This is a genomic window from Bradyrhizobium sp. Mp27, from assembly GCF_029953005.1.
GTDB lineage: Bacteria > Pseudomonadota > Alphaproteobacteria > Rhizobiales > Xanthobacteraceae > Bradyrhizobium > Bradyrhizobium barranii.
On sequence record NZ_JASAUS010000005.1, the window covers coordinates 118,057 to 134,608 of the forward strand.

Here is a 16,552-nt window from a genome sequence, read left to right on the forward strand (position 1 = left end):
TCTCAAGAAAAGTGATCCGGCCGAGCCGGATCACTTGGATGGTGTTGATCAGTAGCGCGGCGGCTGCGCCGGGATCTGCGGAGCCGGGTCGGTCGAAATCGACACCGGAGCGCCCGATTGCAGCTTGAGCTGGCCGACGGCGACGACCTTGTCGCCCACCTTCACGCCCTTGATGATTTCGACGCGACCGTCGACCCGGCTGCCGGTCTGCACGAAGGTGCGCACCGCGGAGAGGCTGGTCTTGCCGTCCTCTTCCTTCTTCTCGGTGATCACGAACACGGAGTCGCCGTACAGCGTGTAATCGACCGCCGTTTCCGGCACGGTGATCACGGCCGGCTTCGCCGGCAGCACCACCGTCGTGGTCACGAACATGCCCGGCTTCAGGATCTTCTCCGGATTGGCGACCGTCGCCTGCACGCGGATGTTGCGGGTGTCGGCCGCGACCTGCGGCTCGATCGTGGTGATCTTGGCATCGAAGGTGCGGCCGGGGTAGGCGTCGACCTTGAGCCGGACCGGCTGGCCGACCTTGAGGTTGCCCGAGTCCTTTTCGGTCACCGTGAAGTTGGCCCACAGCTCCGACAGATCGGTCAGCGAGACGATCGCCGTGCCGGCCGTCAGGTACTGGCCGACTTCGACCTTGCGGACGCCGAGATCGCCGGAGAACGGCGCACGCACCAGCTTCTGCGAGATCACCGCCTCGGTCTTGGCGATGCCGGCCAGCGCCTGATCGTAGGCGGCCTGCGCGTTATCGACGGTCGCCTGCGGGCCGAACTGGCGCGATGCCAGCTGCTTGGCGCGGTCGAGCGAGAGCTGTGCGACGGTCGCCTGCGCCTTGAAGTTGGCGAGGTCGCCCTGCTCCGGCATGTCGAAGAACTGCACCAGCGGCGTGCCGGCATCGACATGCGTACCCGGCTCGAACTTGATCTCGGTGACGCGGCCGTTGACGTCGGCGCTGACGTCGACCTGGTGCACGGCCGCAAGGCCACCAACCGCGGTGAGCAGGTTCGGCACCACCTCGGACTTCGCTTCGGCCGCGCTGACCGCGGTCGGCGGCGGCTTGTTGTTGGCGAAGAACTGCTTGATCATCTGGCCGCGGAAGTAATTGAACCAGACGAGGCCGCCAACGAGCACGCCCAGGAGCGTGCCGACGATGATGAACCACAGCACTGGCCTAACCGGACGCCGGCGAGCCTTGGTGTCGATCGGTTCGCCCGAAATCTTGTGTTCGGTTACGATGTTCATGTCATGCGCTTTCTGCAATCGCCGTCTTGCCCGCATCCGCGGCCTGATCGCGGCCCAAATGCGAAGCAATTGCGGCGTCGTTAAGTCCGATACCCCTCAGGAGAAACTCACAGAGCTGCCGCTCCAGATCGTTCGCCTTGCCGTAGACGAGGCAGGGCGTGGCCGGCAGCCTGGTCAGCGCAGCCATCATCACCGAATGATGCGCGAACCAGAACAGGTTGAGCGGATCGCCGCTGAACGGCCGCGCGTCACCGCTGGCAACCGCACGCTCGAGCGAGGCGAGGAAGACCGCCCCGATCAGCTTCTCGATCTTGGCATATAGCAGACGGGCGAATTCGCCGTCATCCAGATGGCTGGTGGCCATCAGTCGCAGGCGCTGCGCCTCTTCCTGATCAGGCCCGTCGGCGATGTGGAGGAAATGCTGGACCATGCCGCGGATCAACTCGACCAGCGTGGCCGTCGAGGGCTCCCGCTCGAGCAGGTCCATCAGTGCCGGATCGGCTTCGCATTCGTCGCTGAGGATTTCGGCGTAGAGCGCCGCCTTGGACGGGAAATGCTTGAACAGCAGCGCCTCGGAAATGGCCGCAGCGGCCGCCACGCTCTTGGTCGTGGTGCCGGTATAGCCATGTCGGGCAAAGCAGCGTTTTGCGGCACCGAGGATCAATTGACGCCTCAGGTCGCTCGTCATTCGCAATGAGCTCATGTTAGTGAGTAAGCACTCACCCACGCAAAAGTCAAGCAGAATGCTGCGGCGCAACCTATGTGGGTGCGAGCTTGTTGGAAAATGGCCACACTTCCCCGCCCGGAGAGCCCGGAACGTTGCTCAGGACGGCTAGGGGAGGCTAGATCGGCTGGAAGCCGAGATCGCCACGGATCCGGTTGACGATGTAAGTCCCGTCCCGGACTGGGAGAATCCGGTCGAGGCTGGCGCTGTCGATCTTCACATTGGCAAATCGCGGCCCCGCCGAGACGTCGTGGACGGCTTTGGCAAAGGCCTCGACCTCGGCCATGGTCGAGATCGCGCGGGCGTCCCCGATGCCGCAGGCCTTAGCGACGCCGACGAGGTCGGCAGCCGCGGAGGTGTGGCTGGTCTGGCCGCCGGTCTCGCCATAGGCCTCGTTGTCGAGCACCACGATCGAGAGATTGGACGGCTTCTGCAGGCCGATGGTGGCAAGGCTCCCCATCCCCATCAGCATCTCGCCGTCGCCGGTGATGACCAGTACCGGCAGTTTTGGTTGCGCCAGGGCCAGGCCAAGCCCGATCATCGCCGCGCCACCCATGCCGCCCCAGAGGTAGAAGTTGCGCGCGTGGTCGCCGGCGGCACAGATGTCGTTGGTGGAGGCCCCGAGGCCGCCGATCGCAACGACGTCCTTGCGGTTCGCAAGCAGGGTGGACACCACCTGGCGGCGGTCGAGGAGATTGGCCTTGCTCATTTGGTGAAAACCTTGGCGCCGATCAGGCGCTGCGACAGCAGGACGGCGGTGGGCGTGAGCGCGTTGTAGGCCTGCGCTGCTGCCGCCTCCAGCACCGCCGGCACCTCGGCCGCATTGGACGCGCGCAGCACCTGGACGCCCGAGAGTTCGAACACGCCCTGCGTGGTCGATCCCATCGGCACCTGCCACGGATTGAACTCGCCCCACTCGCCGCGCATGGTCACGAGCGTGAGGAACGGAAAGCGCAGGATCGGGATCAGCGACAGCATGTTGATGCAATTGCCGACCCCGCTCGACTGCATCAGAAGCACGCCACGCTGTCCGCCGGTCCAGGCCCCGGCCAGGAGCGCGACGCCCTCCTCCTCCGTCGTCAGCGGAATGCCGCGCATCGTGGATGAGGCCAGCACGCGCTGGATCAACTTCGAATGGCCGGCGTCGGGCACGTAAGGCACCTGCCGGACGTCGAAGCGTTGCAATGTCGCGAAAATATCGTCGGGCCAATTCGAGGCCGTGTCAGCAGCATCAGCGCGGGCGTGCATTTTCCTGTCCGGTCGGCTTGCAAATCACGACACGACTGTAGACGGTGAGCCGAGCCGCTCGAAAGAGCGAAAACAGCATATCGGTCTCAACCGGCGAGTATGGCGGCGATGAACGCAAGTGCGAAAGAACTGGCGGCCAATTTCGATCTGGAGAAGCTGACACCCGAATTCTACGACGATCCCTACCCGACTTATCGTGCACTGCGGGAAAACGAGCCGGTCAAGCGCCTCCCGAACGGCACTGTGTTCCTGACCCGCTATGACGATCTCGTCACCACCTACAAGAACACAAAGTCGTTCAGTTCGGACAAGAAGCGCGAGTTCGCGCCGAAATACGGCGACACGCCGCTCTACGAGCACCACACCACGAGCCTCGTCTTCAACGACCCGCCCGCCCACACCCGCGTGCGCCGCCTGATCATGGGCGCGCTGTCGCCGCGCGCGATCGCGGGGATGGAGCCTGATATCGTCAAGCTGGTCGACGGCCTGCTCGATGCCATCGCCGCCAAGGGAGCTTGCGAGCTGATCGACGACTTCGCCGCGTCGATCCCCATCGAAGTGATCGGCAATCTGCTCGACGTTCCCCACGACGAACGCGAGCCGCTGCGCGACTGGTCACTGGCGATCCTCGGTGCACTCGAGCCGGTGGTGTCGCCGGAAGTGGCTGCGCGCGGCAACAAGGCGGTGAAGGACTTCCTCACCTATCTCGAAACCCTGGTCGCGCGCAGGCGCCAGAAGCCGGGCAATCCCGAGCGTGACGTGCTGACGCGCCTGATCCAGGGAGAAGGCGACGGCGAGGAGAACGGCGAGCGGCTGACCGAGAAGGAGCTGCTGCACAACTGCATCTTCCTGCTCAATGCCGGGCACGAGACAACGACCAATCTGATCGGCAACGGCCTCGTCGCGCTGCACCGGAATCCGGACCAGAAGCAGCGGCTGATCGAAAACTCCGACATGATTAAGACTGCGGTCGAGGAGATGCTGCGCTACGAGAGCTCGAACCAGCTCGGCAACCGCATGACGACAGAGAAGATCGAGCTCGGCGGCGTCATACTCGACGCCGGCACGTCGGTGACGCTGTGCATCGGGGCGGCCAACCGCGATCCCGCCCAGTTTCCGGAGCCCGAACGCTTTGACGTCGCGCGCACGCCGAACCGGCATCTCGCCTTCGCCACCGGCGCACATCAATGCGCCGGCATGGCATTGGCGCGGCTCGAAGGCGCGATCGCGATCTCGCGCTTCCTGGCGCGCTTCCCGAATTATGCCGTGAGCGGCCATCCGGTGCGGGGCGGACGGGTGCGGTTCCGCGGCTTCCTGAGCGTGCCCTGCTCCATAGGTTGAGGCCCGCGCGCATCATTTCGAAAGAGCCGCGCATTATCTGTTAGAATGCGTGAGACACGTGAGCTGGAGTGACGAATGAGTAGTCCGCCAGTCGCTGATTTCATCTCGAGGGAGGCGCGCTTCGGCGCCCGCAATTACGAGCCGCTTGGCGTTGTCCTGTCGCGCGGCGAAGGCGTCTTCGTTTGGGACACCCAGGGCAACCGATATCTGGACTGCCTCTCCGCCTATTCGGCGGTCAACCAGGGCCATTGCCACCCGAAAATCCTGGCCGCCATGGTTGAGCAGGCCGGCCGGTTGACCCTGACCTCGCGTGCATTCCACAACGACCAGCTCGCTCCCTTCTACGAGGAGATCGCGGAACTCACCGGCTCTCACAAGGTGCTGCCGATGAACAGCGGAGCCGAAGCCGTGGAGAGCGCGATCAAGTCCGTGCGCAAATGGGGCTATGAGGTGAAGGGGGTGCCCGACGGGCAAGCCGAGATCATCGTCTGCGCCAACAATTTCCATGGACGCACCCTCGGTATCGTCGGTTTCTCGACCGACGCGGCCACGCGCGAACATTTCGGCCCCTTTGCGCCGGGCTTCAAGATCATTCCCTTTGGCGATCTCACCGCGCTGGAAGAGGCCATCACGCCGAACACCGTCGCCTTCCTGGTCGAACCCATCCAGGGCGAAGCCGGCGTCATCATTCCACCGGCAGGCTATTTCACGGGGGTGCGCGAGCTCTGCACGGCGCACGACGTGATGCTGATCCTCGACGAGATCCAGACTGGACTCGGCCGCACCGGCAAGCTGCTTGCGGAACAGCACGAAGGCATCGAGGCGGATGTGACGCTGCTCGGCAAAGCTTTGTCCGGCGGCTTCTATCCCGTCTCGGCCGTGCTTTCCAACAACGAGGTCCTCGGCACGCTGAAACCAGGTCAGCATGGCTCAACATTCGGTGGCAATCCGCTCGCCTGCGCGGTGGCGCGGGCGGCGCTCCGGGTTCTCGTCGAGGAAGGGATGATCGAGAACGCTGCGGTGCAAGGTGAACGCTTCCTGAAAGGCCTCAGAAGCATCCGCGCCAACACGGTGCGCGACGTGCGCGGACGAGGGCTGATGCTGGCGGTCGAGCTCAATCCTGAAGCCGGCCGTGCGCGCCGCTACTGTGAGGCTCTGCAGAGCGAAGGCATCCTCGCCAAGGATACCCACGAGCACACGATCCGCTTCGCCCCGCCGCTGGTGATTACCAGTGACCAGGTTGATTGGGCCTTGGAGAGAATCGCTGCCACCCTGACGCTGGATTTCGCGTGAGGTCTGCCTGCGTCGGAAGACCGCAAGGCCGCTGGCAGTCAACAACGAACGATTTCGCCACCTGGGCGTTGAACGGTTCCGGGCGACTGGGACGAGCGTGGAGTTGCGATCATGCTTCCGCGTGCCGTGTGCCTTTCGGCGTTTTTTGTCGGTGTGTCGATGCTCGCGGCGAGCGTCGGTGCGTCCGCCCAGGACCATCATGGTCGGGGTGGGCCGCCGGGAGCGGCTGCCCGACCGGCAGCGCCGCCTGTGATGGCCCGACCGGCGGCGCCACCTGCGATGGCCCGACCGGCGGCGCCACCTGCGATGGCGCGTCCCGCCGCGCCGGCATTTCATCCCCCGGCCATGCCGCAGCGACCGGCCATGGCGCCGAATCCGGCGCCTCGCATGGCCTCACCGCCACCGCGCCCGGCCCCGCACTTCGCTGCACCGCCACCGCGAGCTGCCCCGCACGTGGCGGCACCGCGACCTGAATTCCACCGCGCGCCGGCAGCTCCGCAACGTCCGGCGATGGCACCGCAGCCGACGCCGCATATCGCCGCCCCCTCACACCCAAGCGCGCCGCCGGCCGTGAGCGAGCGGCGGGAACAGCCGCGCGAGACGCTGTCGCGCCAAGCCTCGGAACGCCAGGGCCGCATCGACCACTTGCAGCAGCGTGTGCAGACATTGCAATCGCAAAAGCCGGAAGGCGCAAGAGCGCAACGCGAGCAGCAGCGGTTGCTGCAGTCGCAGAATAGGCTGCTGGAGCGCGAGCAGCGCGTCCAACAGCGTGAGCAGCACGTCGAGCAGCGACAGCGCGAGATGCTGTCGCGCCAAACTACGGAGCGCCAGACCCGCATCGATCGCCTGCAGCAACGTGTGCAGACCTTGCAGTCGCAAAAACCTGAAGGCGCACGCGCACAACGCGCACAAGAGCGCGCACTGCAGGCGCAGAACCGTCTGCTGCAGCACGAGCAACGGACGCAGCAAATCGATCTGGCGCGCCAGCAGAGGCTGGGACTGCAGGCCCCCGCGGCAACAGCCGCAGCGGCTGCCGCCGCGCGCGGGCGGTTTGCCGCGCACTTCCGCGAGCGGGCGACTGCGCAAACCCAAGCGGCCCTTGTCGCCCGCCACAGCGGCTGGGCTCCCCGGAAGGCCTGGCGACACCGCCATCCCGCGGTGTTCGTGGCATGGCTTGGACCTGTGTTCTGGCCTTACGCCTATTCCGACATTTTTGACTACACGTTCTGGTCCTATGCTTACGAGCCCGGCTATTGGGCGTACGCGTATGACAACTTCGTCGACACCGTGTTCTGGGGCGATGACAGCCCCTATTCCGCCTATGCCAGCACCAACCCGAATGACTATCCGCAAGCCGGCGGCGGCACCCGCGCGCGCCAGCGCGCCAGCGTGAGCCCGCAAACGCTGCAGCAATTGTGCGGCACACCGGACAAGGGCGTCACCGCCTGGCCGCTTGACGATATCACGCGGGCGGTGCGGCCGACGGCGGAGCAACGCGCGCTGCTCGACGCGTTGAAGACCGCGGCGGCCAACGCCGCCGGTGTGTTCAAGGACTCCTGCGCGGAGACTTATGCACTGACGCCGCCTGGCCGCTTGCGGGCGATGATGAACCGCGTCAGCGCGACACTGGATGCGGTCAAGATCGTGCGACCGGCACTGGAGACTTTCTACAACTCGCTCAGTGACGAGCAGCAGGCCCGCTTCAACGCGCTCGGCCCCCACATCGGCGACCGCTCGCCTCGGCAGCAGCAAGCCAGTGCCCAGGAAGCCAATGCCGAAGGCTGCGGCGATCCGAAGTCCAGCCTGACACAGTTGCCGATCCAGAGGATCGAGGCTGTGCTCCACCCCGCTGGCAAGCAGAAGGAAGCGCTCGACCGCCTCAGCGAAGCGACGGCGAAGGGCGTTGAGGGCCTACAGGCAGCCTGTCCGAACGATGTGCCGCTGACGCCGGTCGGACGACTGGAGGCGATGCAGCACCGGCTCGAGGCCATGCTTCAGGCCGCCAAGCTGGTCGAGCCCGCCCTGGACGAGTTCTATGCCACGCTGAGCAGCGAGCAGAAGGCGCGCTTCAACACGCTGCAACAGCTCGCGGGCCCATGACGGCAGCGTCGCATTCTCTCGTTGCAATTCGAGCAGCGGCCGAGCGACGCGGGGTGCCGTCATCGCCCTGCTCCACAGTTCGACCAGAACATACGTGTCCGGGCTGCTTCTCTCTACGAGAAGTGCGGTGGCACGGAATGCAAACAACCGCCTCGTCTTGACCTCACGCGGCGGAAATCGTCTTCGGCCCAGCGTCATTCGCGGTTGGGATCGCTTGAGGCCGCTCTTTCTCATCCGCGCTATTGGCGTTGCATCGCTGGAAGTGAGCAGACAACTCAAGATCGGCCAGGTGGTCCCAGTATTCTGCTTCTGCGAGCAGCTTCCATTTGTTCATGCTGTTGTACGCGGCCTGTTGGCGGCACAGCGAACCCATCGCACGCAAGCGCTGCACTCTCTCCACTGCCTCCACTGCCAACCTCCCTTCGCGCCAGCTTGTTTACAAGCGCATTTATGTTGTCACAATTTCGCAGATTGAATTGACGAGTGATAGTCCGGTGTTTGACGGTCAATCGATGATAGCGCAATCGTCTGACTTTTCACTGACGTGAGCACCTCCAGCCCTGAGAGCTAGTCGAACTCTCAGCGCCGCAGCCCCTTCGGCCAGCGCCGTACGCAGGTGCGCACCAAGACTCACCTCGGACGACGGGTTCCTAAGTCGCAGGTGCATTCCATTTCAGGACTGAAATCTTAATTGTCAGCGGCCTTCCCGCGATAGTGGTTAGCTGGCGATCAGACTGGGCCGGACAAGGTTTGATCCCGAAACTATTTTGGCCCGGCACATTGGACTGCAAGACCGCCTTCGGGCGGTCTTTCCTTATCGCCGTAATAGAATGGCCTGGGGCTGGAACACGCCGGGGCCTCCGGCAAAAGTCGCTAGCGTTGCCCCGCCGATCACAACAATGGCCCCGACGATTGCGCGTCGGGGCCATCCAAGATCATCAGGCGTGGGTACATCCGCCGTGCCTGCCGATCGTTGATGCCACTGATTACCGCATCCGATCTGGCGCAGACCGTGGCGAGGCTGCGGCATCGGGATGATATCATTCTGCCTGAAAGCTGACGGCTGTCCACCTCTCGTTGGTGGTACTCCGACCGGTTCGCTGAATTCGCCCGAGGCCGCCGCTTCAGTGCCGTGAAGCGGAAGGCGCGCTTCAACACGCGGCAACAAGTCGCAAGCCCGTGAAGACAGCGCGCGTGGGAGCTACACCACCGTCCTGTGCCGCGTAATGCAGGTGCGCAGCACCTCGTCCATCGGTTTGCCCCACCAGTCGTTGGAGAAGATCTCGATCTCCGAATAGCCGGCAAACCCCTGCGCCTCGACCGCGGCGCGCGCCGATTTGATGTCGATGACGCCGTCGCCCATCATGCCGCGGTCGTTGAGGATGTCCCTGGTCGGCACCAGCCAGTCGCAGACATGGAACGCGAGCAGGCGATCCTTGCCGGCGCGGGCGATCTGGGCCATCAGCTCCGGATCCCACCAGATGTGATAGACGTCGAGCGCGACGCCAAGCATGCCGCTGCGGCCGGGGTCGAGCCGATCGCAGATGTCGAGCGCCTGTTTCGTCGTGTTGACGCAGGCGCGGTCGGCAGCGTAGGCCGGATGCAGCGGCTCGATCGCCAGCGGCAGCTTTGCCTGTCTGGCGTAGTCAAGCATGTCGGCCAGTGCTTCCTCGACCTGACCGCGCGCTACGACGATGTTCTTGGACGCCTCGCTGCCCGGCCGCGAATATTGCGGCAGGCCGCCGACGACCAGAACGATGCAGGGCGCGCCCAGCGCCTTGGCCTCATCGACGCAGCGGCGGTTGTCGTCGCGAACCTCACCGCGACGCGATGCGTCCGAGGTGAACATGCCACCACGGCAGTAGCCCGACAGCTCGAGGCCGGCCTCACGCACCGCGCGCGCGGCGCGATCGAGACCGACGGAAGCGACCTGGTCGCGCCAGGGATCGATGGCGCGGATGCCATGCCTTGCACAGGCCTCGATGATTTCGACGAGGTCACCCTGCTTGCGGACCGTCGCCGTGTTGAGGGACAGCCAGCGATGGTCGGACGAGAAATCGCGCATCAGTCTTCCAGTCCGTGCGAGGCCAGCACGGTCTTCATCCGCCGCGTCGCCAGTTCCGGATTGGCGAGCAGGCCGGCCTGATCGGCAAGGCGGAACAGCTCGGCCAGATGCAGCATCGAGCGCGCGCTTTCCTGCCCGCCGACCATGGTGAAATGATCCTGATGGCCGTTCAGATAGGCCATGAAGACGACGCCGGTCTTGTAGAACCGCGTCGGCGCCTTGAAGATGTGGCGTGACAGCGGCACCGTCGGCCCCAGCACGTCGTGGAAGCCAGCCTCGTCGCCTGCCGCGAGCCGCGACAGCGCGTAGGACGCAGCGGGTGCGATCGCGTCGAAGATGCCGAGCAGCGCGTGCGAGAAGCCCTGGTCGTCGCCGGCGATCAGCTCCGCGTAGTTGAAATCGTCGCCGGTGTACATCTTGATGGGCTTGTCCAGGCGCCTGCGCATGTCGATCTCGCGCTGCTTGTCGAGCAGCGAGACCTTGACGCCATCAACCTTGGCAGCGTTGTTGTTGATGATGGCCACCGCAACGTCCATCGCCCTGTCGAGGTCCTTGGTGCCCCAATATCCGGTCAGAGCGGGATCGAACATATCGCCGAGCCAGTGGATGATCACGGGCTCGCGGACCTGCGACAGCACGCGGTTATAGACTTTGGCGTAATCGTCGGCGCTGCGGCCGAGTTTTGCGAGAGCACGCGACGCCATCAGGATGATGCGGCCGCCGACCTTCTCGACGGCCGAGATCTGCTCCTCATAGGCGCGGATCACATCGTCGAGGCTCTTGGCATCCTCGACCGCAAGATGATCCGTGCCCGCGCCGGAGAACACCAGTGCGTTGCGCCGCTTGGCGGCACCGACCGAGCGGGTGATCAGCTCCAGCGAAGTCGGCCAGTCCAGCCCCATGCCGCGCTGCGCGGTGTCCATCGCTTCGGCGACGCCGAGACCGAGGTCCCAGACGTGCTCGCGGAAGGCGATGGTCTTGTCCCAGTCGACGGCGGCGGAGAGCCAGGGATCGTTGTCCGCAAAGGGATCGACAACCGTGTGCACGGCCGAGAACGCGATGCGGTTCAAAGGTCCATCGAGCTTCGCGGGGAACGTTCGCGACGCCGCGAGCCGGTAGGTCTCGATCGAACGATCCGCTTTCGGCAACTTCAGCGACAATGACGACATTGGCTGGACGGGCTTGTTCATGTGTCCCTCCTCAGGCCTTGATCGGGGCGACGTCGATCCAGCGCCGCTCCTTCCAGCTCTTCAGCGCGCATTCGGCGAGCTGCACGCCCTTGACGCCTTCGAGCAGCGTGAACTTGTAGGACGCGTCCTCGTAGACGTGGCGGATGAACATCTCCCACTGCTCCTTGAAGCCGTTGTCGTAGGTGACGTTGTCGGGCAGCTTCTGCCAGTCGCCGTAGAAGTCATGCAGCCGCTTCTCGTCGGGATTCCACACCGGCCGGGGCGTTGCCTGCCGCGCCTGGATCATGCAATCCGACAGGCCCGCGACCGCCGAGCCGCGTGTGCCGTCGACCTGGAAGGTGACGAGGTCGTCGCGATAGACGCGCGTCACCCAGGACATGTTGATGTGGGCGATGACGCCGCCCTCGAGCTGGAAGGTCGCGTAGGCGGAATCATCCGCGGTCGCCTTGTACTTCTTGCCCTGCTCGTCAAAACGTTCGGGGATATCCGTGTTGCCGATGCAGACCACGCTCTGGACGTTGCCGAACAGGTTGTCGAGCACGTAGCGCCAGTGGCAGACCATGTCGAGGATGATGCCGCCGCCGTCCTCGTCCCGGTAGTTCCAGGACGGCCGCTGCGCCTCCTGCCAACCGCCTTCGAACACCCAATAGCCGAACTCGCCGCGCACCGAGAGGATGCGGCCGAAGAAGCCGGAATCGCGCAGGAAGGCGATCTTCTTCAGGCCAGGCAGGAACAGCTTGTCCTGCACCGTGCCATGCTTGACGCCCTTTGCGTTGGCGAGCTTGACGACCTCGAGCGCCTCTTCGAAGTTCGTCGCGATCGGCTTCTCGCAATAGACGTGCTTGCCGGCATTGATGGCCTGGGTCAAAAGACCGGGCCGCGCCTGCGTGGTCGCGGCGTCGAAGAACATGGTGTCGTTCTTGTCGGCGAGCGCCGCATCGAGGTCGGTGGTCCAGCGCGTGATGTTGTAGCGCTTGGCGAGGGCTTCGACCTTGTCTGCGCTGCGGCCGACCAGGATCGGATCGGGCATCACGCGGTCGCCGTTCTTCAGCCTGACGCCGCCCTGCTCGCGGATCGCGACGATCGAGCGGATCAGATGCTGGTTGAGCCCCATGCGGCCGGTGACGCCGTTCATGATGAGGCCGAGGCGTTGGGTGGTCATGCCAATTGCTCCTGAAGTGATTTTGGCTGTTCGAGCGGGGCGAGCGCCGACCAGTCCGGATGGACCGACGTCGCAAAGCCCGTTGTGGCGAGCGATCCCGTCAGGAGATCGCCGTCTTGAATGGAGAGCCGGACGCCCTGCCCCGCGTCGACATAGAGATCGGGATGCGCGGCCGCGAAGGCCGCAGCTTCAGCGGTGGGCGTCTCGCCAAAGCCGTCGACATAGTGGTGGCCGTTGCGCTCGGCATGGGTCACGCCGATGAAGGCACCGAGCGCGAGATCCTGCTGCACGGCGAGACCCGCCTGGCAGGTCAGGTCCTCGCCGGTCACGAAGAACCGCGCGCCGCCCGCGCTCCATTTCGCCGCGCGGGTCGCATTGACGATGGACTTGTAGAGGCCCTTGCAGGATTTCGAGGAAATGCCGCAATAACCGAGCGTACGCGCCGCTGGGAAGGCATCGTAGGAATCGTCGGCCTCGTCGATGATGAAGCCGTGCGCGGCGAGCGATCCCAGCGGCGACTGCCGCGTGATATCGCGCGGCATCGGCTGTTCGACATAGAGCAGCCGTGACGCGATTGACCGCAGCGCTGCATCGTGGTCGAGCCGGTCGGTCAGCGCATGCAGTGCGGAGAGATCGGCATACTGCTCGTTGGCGTCAAGCGTCACCTTGTAGTCACGCCCCAGCGTATCGAGCTCCTTGCCAATACGCGTCAACCGAGCTGCATCAGCCACGAAATCCCCTGATAGCTTCAGCTTGAAGTAATTGGCACCGGCGTTCTCGCGTGCATCGGCAACACCGCCCTCACCTTCGACGGTATCGTCGAGGCCTACGGTGTGCCTGATGGCAACGCGCGGCAGCGGCTTTCGGCCCGCGAGAAACTGCGCGATATCCGTTTCCTTCAGCTCAGGAGAAAGTCGCGCATCGATGCCCGCAACGTTGCCGGCCATCCCGTCGAAAAAGTTGGTGTCCATGGCACGCAGCAGTGCGTCGAGGATCGCCTTGTCGATTTCCGCGGGGCCATAAGCCGCCGCAAGCGCTGGAATATTCTTTTTCGCACAAGTCGCGACCTGGGCACCGATGCACGAGGCATGCAGATCGAACGCCGTCAAGAATCCAGTCCGCGCAAGATAAAGGCCCCGCGCAATCTCCAGCGAACGCCGCAGGCCGTCGACCGTCTGCGCCGGCGATAGCTCCGGCCGCTTGTCGAACCATTTTGGCACCAGCAGCTCGGCGCTGGCACCAACCGCATTCCCCCTGCCCTCGACCTCAATCTCGACCCGCACGAACAGCTGCGGCGTCCCATTGATGGTGATCGCGCCAAAGCGGAACGGCCGCGCGAAATGCACGGGACGTTCGAAGAATGCGATGTCTCGCAGCTTCAGGCGCGGCGCCATGATCGTCAGTCCAGTGCACCCTGTGAGAAGAAATGCTTGCGGATGCGTTGCACGAGCTCGGTGAAAACAGGATCGGCCATCACATCGAGCGACCGCGGGCGCGGCAGCGGCACGTCGTAGATCGCCGCGATCGCGCCGGGACGTTCGGTCATGACCAGCACGCGGTCGGCAAGGAACACGGCCTCCGGAATCGAATGCGTGATCAGCAGCACCGTCTTCTTCGTTTCGCGCTGGATCCGCATCAGTTCGACATTCATGCGCTCGCGCGTCAACGCGTCGAGCGCGCCGAACGGCTCGTCCATCAGCATGATCTTGGGATCGTGCACCAGCGCACGGCAGATCGAGGCGCGCTGCTGCATGCCGCCCGAGAGCTGCCAGGGCAGCTTCTTCTCGAACCCTTCGAGGCCGACCAGCTTCAGCAGCGCCTTGGCGCGATCGAGATAGTGTTGTCGTGGCAGCCGCTTCATGTCGATTGGCAGCATCACGTTCGCGAGGATGTTGCGCCAGGGCAGCAGCAGCGCGTTCTGGAAGACGATGCCGACATTGCCGTGCGGCTTCGTGACCTTCTCGCCCTCGACCAGGACCTCACCTGATGTCGGCGGCAGCAACCCCGAGATCAGCTTGAGCAGCGTGGACTTGCCGCAGCCGCTTGGGCCGACCACGACGAAGAACTCGCCGTCGTTGATGTGGAAATCGAGCGGACGCAGCGACGGCACGTCGCCGTCGCGCGTCCGGTAGGTCTTCGACACGCCGGACAGTTTGATGCCCGACGCATCGCCGGCAGCCCGGTCGCTCACCAGTCTCAGATGCGCGGCCTGCTGCACGGTTTCGCTCACGATTGTCGCAGGTTTCACGAGCCACTCTTCGGCAGATAGTCGTTGGTGTAGAAGGCCTTCGGGTTCTCCTTGGCCTTGGCATCCAGTCCGCCATATTCGACCATCAGATTGACGGAGTCCGTCATGTTCTGGTCGGTGACCTGGAACGGCCGCTTGCTCTTGGTCTCCGCGGTCCGGTAGAGCGGAATGGTCAGCTCAAAGCCCTGCGTCAGCGTGTCGATCTTGCCGCCCTTGGGGTTGGCATCGAGGATCGACTGCGCGGCCGCCTTCGGCTCCTTCTCGGCAGCTTCGACCGCCTTGGTCGTCGCTGACATGAAGCGGCGGACGAGGTCGGCATTGGCCTTCACATAGTCGGAGTTGGCGATGATGCCGGAGGAGACCATGTTGATGCCGTAGTCGGCGAACTTGATCGGGAACACGTCCTTGCCGGTGGCATCCTTGATCTTCATCGACTGGTCCATGACGTAGCCGAGCAGCAGATCGGCCTGGCCGTTGATGACGGCGTTGAGCTTGGTCTGGCCGTCGCCGGCGACCGTCTGGAAATCGCTCTCCTTCAGGCCGGTCTTCTTCAGGAACAGCGGCCAGATCTGGGTCATGGAATCGGCCGGCGTGATCGCCACCGTCTTGCCCTTGATGTCCTCAGGCTTCCTGATGTTCTTGTCGACGAGGCCCATCGCCGACATCGGGCTGGTCTGCAGCAGCACGCCGGTCGCGACGACAGGTGCGCCCTTGATCGCGGCGCGCATCATGGTGGGGACGTCGACATAGCCGAAGTCGGCGGTCTTGGCGGCGACGGCCTGCGTGGTCGCAGCCGAGCCGCGGCCTTCCTGTATCTCAAGATCGATGCCTTCAGCTGCGTAAATGCCCTTGGCCTTGCCGTAATAGAACGGCGCGTGCTCGCCATAGACGTACCAATTCAGCATCAGCACGACCTTGTCGGCTGCCTGCGCGGGCATCGCCGCAAACACCATCAGCGCAGCCGAGACAGCTCCTATCCACCGCTTCATCGTTTCTCTCCCTTGCCCTTGTTGCGTCGGCCGTTGGTGGCCGTTCGTTGCTTGAGTTAAGAGGCGAAAATCACGTCTTCACGCTGGCTGACATGCCAGGGTATGACCAGCTTCTCGACCCGGTCCACGATCCAGAACAGGATCACACCGAGCAGCGCCAGGATCACCAGCGCTGCGAACATGGTCGGCAGGTCGAACGTGCCGATCGAGCGCTGCATCACGTAGCCGATGCCGGAATTGGAGCCGACGAACTCGCCGACGACCGCGCCGACCACGGCGAGCGTCACCGACACTTTGAGGCCGGAGAAGATCGCAGGCAGCGCATGCGGCAGGTTCACCGCGAGGAAAACCCGGAAGCGGCTGCCCTGCATGGCGCGGGCGAGATCGACCATATCAGGGTCGACCGACTTGAAGCCCTGCACGGCGGAGACGACCACGGGGAAGAAGCCGAGCAGGAACGCCGAAATCACTTTTGGAATGATGCCGAAGCCAAACCACACCACGAACAGCGGCGCGATCGCGATCTTCGGCACGGATTGCGAGAACACCAGCAGCGGATAGACATAGCTCTCCATCGTCTTTGAGCCCGCGATCAGCATGGCGACGGGGATGCCGAACAGCGCCGACAGCAGGAAGCCGCAGACGGTCGCATATGTGGTCGGCCAGGACTGGCGCAGCAGTTCCGGCCATTCGGTGCGCAGCACGGCGAGAACATCGCCCGGCGCCGGGATCTGATAGGCGGGGATCTTGAACAGGCGGATCGCAAGATCCCAGGCGACGACGATGAAGACCAGGAACAGGAACGGCCGGACCCAGGCCGCATTCAGCATCTTGGATACCACACTTTGCGGCTTCAACTCAGCCACGTCTCACTCCCGGCATTCTTCTTCGTTCGGGGGAGAAATTAACTCGTTGGATAAATACTGTCCAGAGCTTTCCCTGTGACGTTT

General features: G+C 64.2%; 15 protein-coding genes. 3 read left to right on the forward strand and 12 right to left on the reverse strand.

Features of this window, described 5'->3' with window-relative positions:
* Positions 1–48: 48 nt before the first annotated feature.
* The 4 genes from QJT78_RS05565 to QJT78_RS05580 all read right to left on the reverse strand — a co-directional run bounded on the left by QJT78_RS05565 (position 49) and on the right by QJT78_RS05580 (position 3,214).
* Entirely contained in the window at positions 49–1,242 is a 1,194-nt protein-coding gene (locus QJT78_RS05565) for an efflux RND transporter periplasmic adaptor subunit (RefSeq protein ID WP_028146822.1), read from the reverse strand.
* A gap of 1 nt (position 1,243) precedes the next feature.
* Positions 1,244–1,945, reverse strand: a complete 702-nt coding sequence (locus tag QJT78_RS05570; RefSeq protein ID WP_071915901.1) for a TetR/AcrR family transcriptional regulator — start codon at positions 1,943–1,945, stop codon at positions 1,244–1,246.
* A 139-nt stretch (positions 1,946–2,084) separates the two neighbouring features.
* Complete coding sequence (locus tag QJT78_RS05575; protein WP_028146820.1) at positions 2,085–2,675, reverse strand: thiamine pyrophosphate-dependent enzyme; 591 nt, start codon at positions 2,673–2,675, stop codon at positions 2,085–2,087.
* Positions 2,672–3,214: a phosphonopyruvate decarboxylase gene (locus QJT78_RS05580; protein ID WP_038942052.1), complete on the reverse strand. Its 543-nt coding sequence runs from the start codon at positions 3,212–3,214 to the stop codon at positions 2,672–2,674. Before QJT78_RS05580 ends, QJT78_RS05575 begins: the two co-directional genes overlap by 4 nt.
* A 108-nt stretch (positions 3,215–3,322) precedes the next feature.
* Here QJT78_RS05580 and QJT78_RS05585 point away from each other — a divergent pair, with 108 nt between their 5' ends.
* The 3 genes from QJT78_RS05585 (at position 3,323) to QJT78_RS05595 (ending at position 7,948) form a co-directional block, all read left to right on the forward strand.
* The gene (locus QJT78_RS05585; RefSeq protein ID WP_028146818.1) at positions 3,323–4,555 is read left to right on the forward strand and encodes a cytochrome P450; all 1,233 of its coding nucleotides are present in this window, start codon (positions 3,323–3,325) and stop codon (positions 4,553–4,555) included.
* Positions 4,556–4,630: 75 nt separating this feature from the next.
* Complete coding sequence (gene rocD / locus QJT78_RS05590) at positions 4,631–5,848, forward strand: ornithine--oxo-acid transaminase (protein ID WP_028146817.1); 1,218 nt, start codon at positions 4,631–4,633, stop codon at positions 5,846–5,848.
* Positions 5,849–6,358: 510 nt separating this feature from the next.
* Positions 6,359–7,948, forward strand: a complete 1,590-nt coding sequence (locus QJT78_RS05595; RefSeq protein ID WP_028146816.1) for a Spy/CpxP family protein refolding chaperone — start codon at positions 6,359–6,361, stop codon at positions 7,946–7,948.
* Positions 7,949–8,111: 163 nt separating this feature from the next.
* Here QJT78_RS05595 and QJT78_RS05600 read toward each other — a convergent pair whose 3' ends face one another.
* The 8 genes from QJT78_RS05600 to QJT78_RS05635 all read right to left on the reverse strand — a co-directional run bounded on the left by QJT78_RS05600 (position 8,112) and on the right by QJT78_RS05635 (position 16,468).
* Positions 8,112–8,348, reverse strand: a complete 237-nt coding sequence (locus QJT78_RS05600; protein WP_038942050.1) for a hypothetical protein — start codon at positions 8,346–8,348, stop codon at positions 8,112–8,114.
* A gap of 801 nt (positions 8,349–9,149) precedes the next feature.
* A complete protein-coding gene (locus QJT78_RS05605) occupies positions 9,150–10,013 on the reverse strand; it encodes a sugar phosphate isomerase/epimerase family protein (protein WP_028146814.1) in 864 nt (287 codons plus the stop codon).
* Positions 10,013–11,203, reverse strand: coding sequence for a dihydrodipicolinate synthase family protein (locus QJT78_RS05610; RefSeq protein ID WP_028146813.1), 1,191 nt, complete (start codon positions 11,201–11,203; stop codon positions 10,013–10,015). The genes QJT78_RS05605 and QJT78_RS05610 overlap by 1 nt, the downstream gene beginning before the upstream one ends.
* A gap of 10 nt (positions 11,204–11,213) precedes the next feature.
* Entirely contained in the window at positions 11,214–12,365 is a 1,152-nt protein-coding gene (locus QJT78_RS05615; protein ID WP_038942049.1) for a Gfo/Idh/MocA family oxidoreductase, read from the reverse strand.
* Positions 12,362–13,759, reverse strand: coding sequence for a hypothetical protein (locus tag QJT78_RS05620; RefSeq protein ID WP_038942048.1), 1,398 nt, complete (start codon positions 13,757–13,759; stop codon positions 12,362–12,364). Before QJT78_RS05620 ends, QJT78_RS05615 begins: the two co-directional genes overlap by 4 nt.
* Before the next feature lie 5 nt (positions 13,760–13,764).
* Complete coding sequence (locus QJT78_RS05625) at positions 13,765–14,613, reverse strand: ABC transporter ATP-binding protein (protein ID WP_028146810.1); 849 nt, start codon at positions 14,611–14,613, stop codon at positions 13,765–13,767.
* Entirely contained in the window at positions 14,610–15,602 is a 993-nt protein-coding gene (locus QJT78_RS05630) for an ABC transporter substrate-binding protein (protein WP_028146809.1), read from the reverse strand. The genes QJT78_RS05625 and QJT78_RS05630 overlap by 4 nt, the downstream gene beginning before the upstream one ends.
* A gap of 56 nt (positions 15,603–15,658) precedes the next feature.
* Complete coding sequence (locus QJT78_RS05635) at positions 15,659–16,468, reverse strand: ABC transporter permease (RefSeq protein WP_028146808.1); 810 nt, start codon at positions 16,466–16,468, stop codon at positions 15,659–15,661.
* Positions 16,469–16,552: the final 84 nt, after the last annotated feature.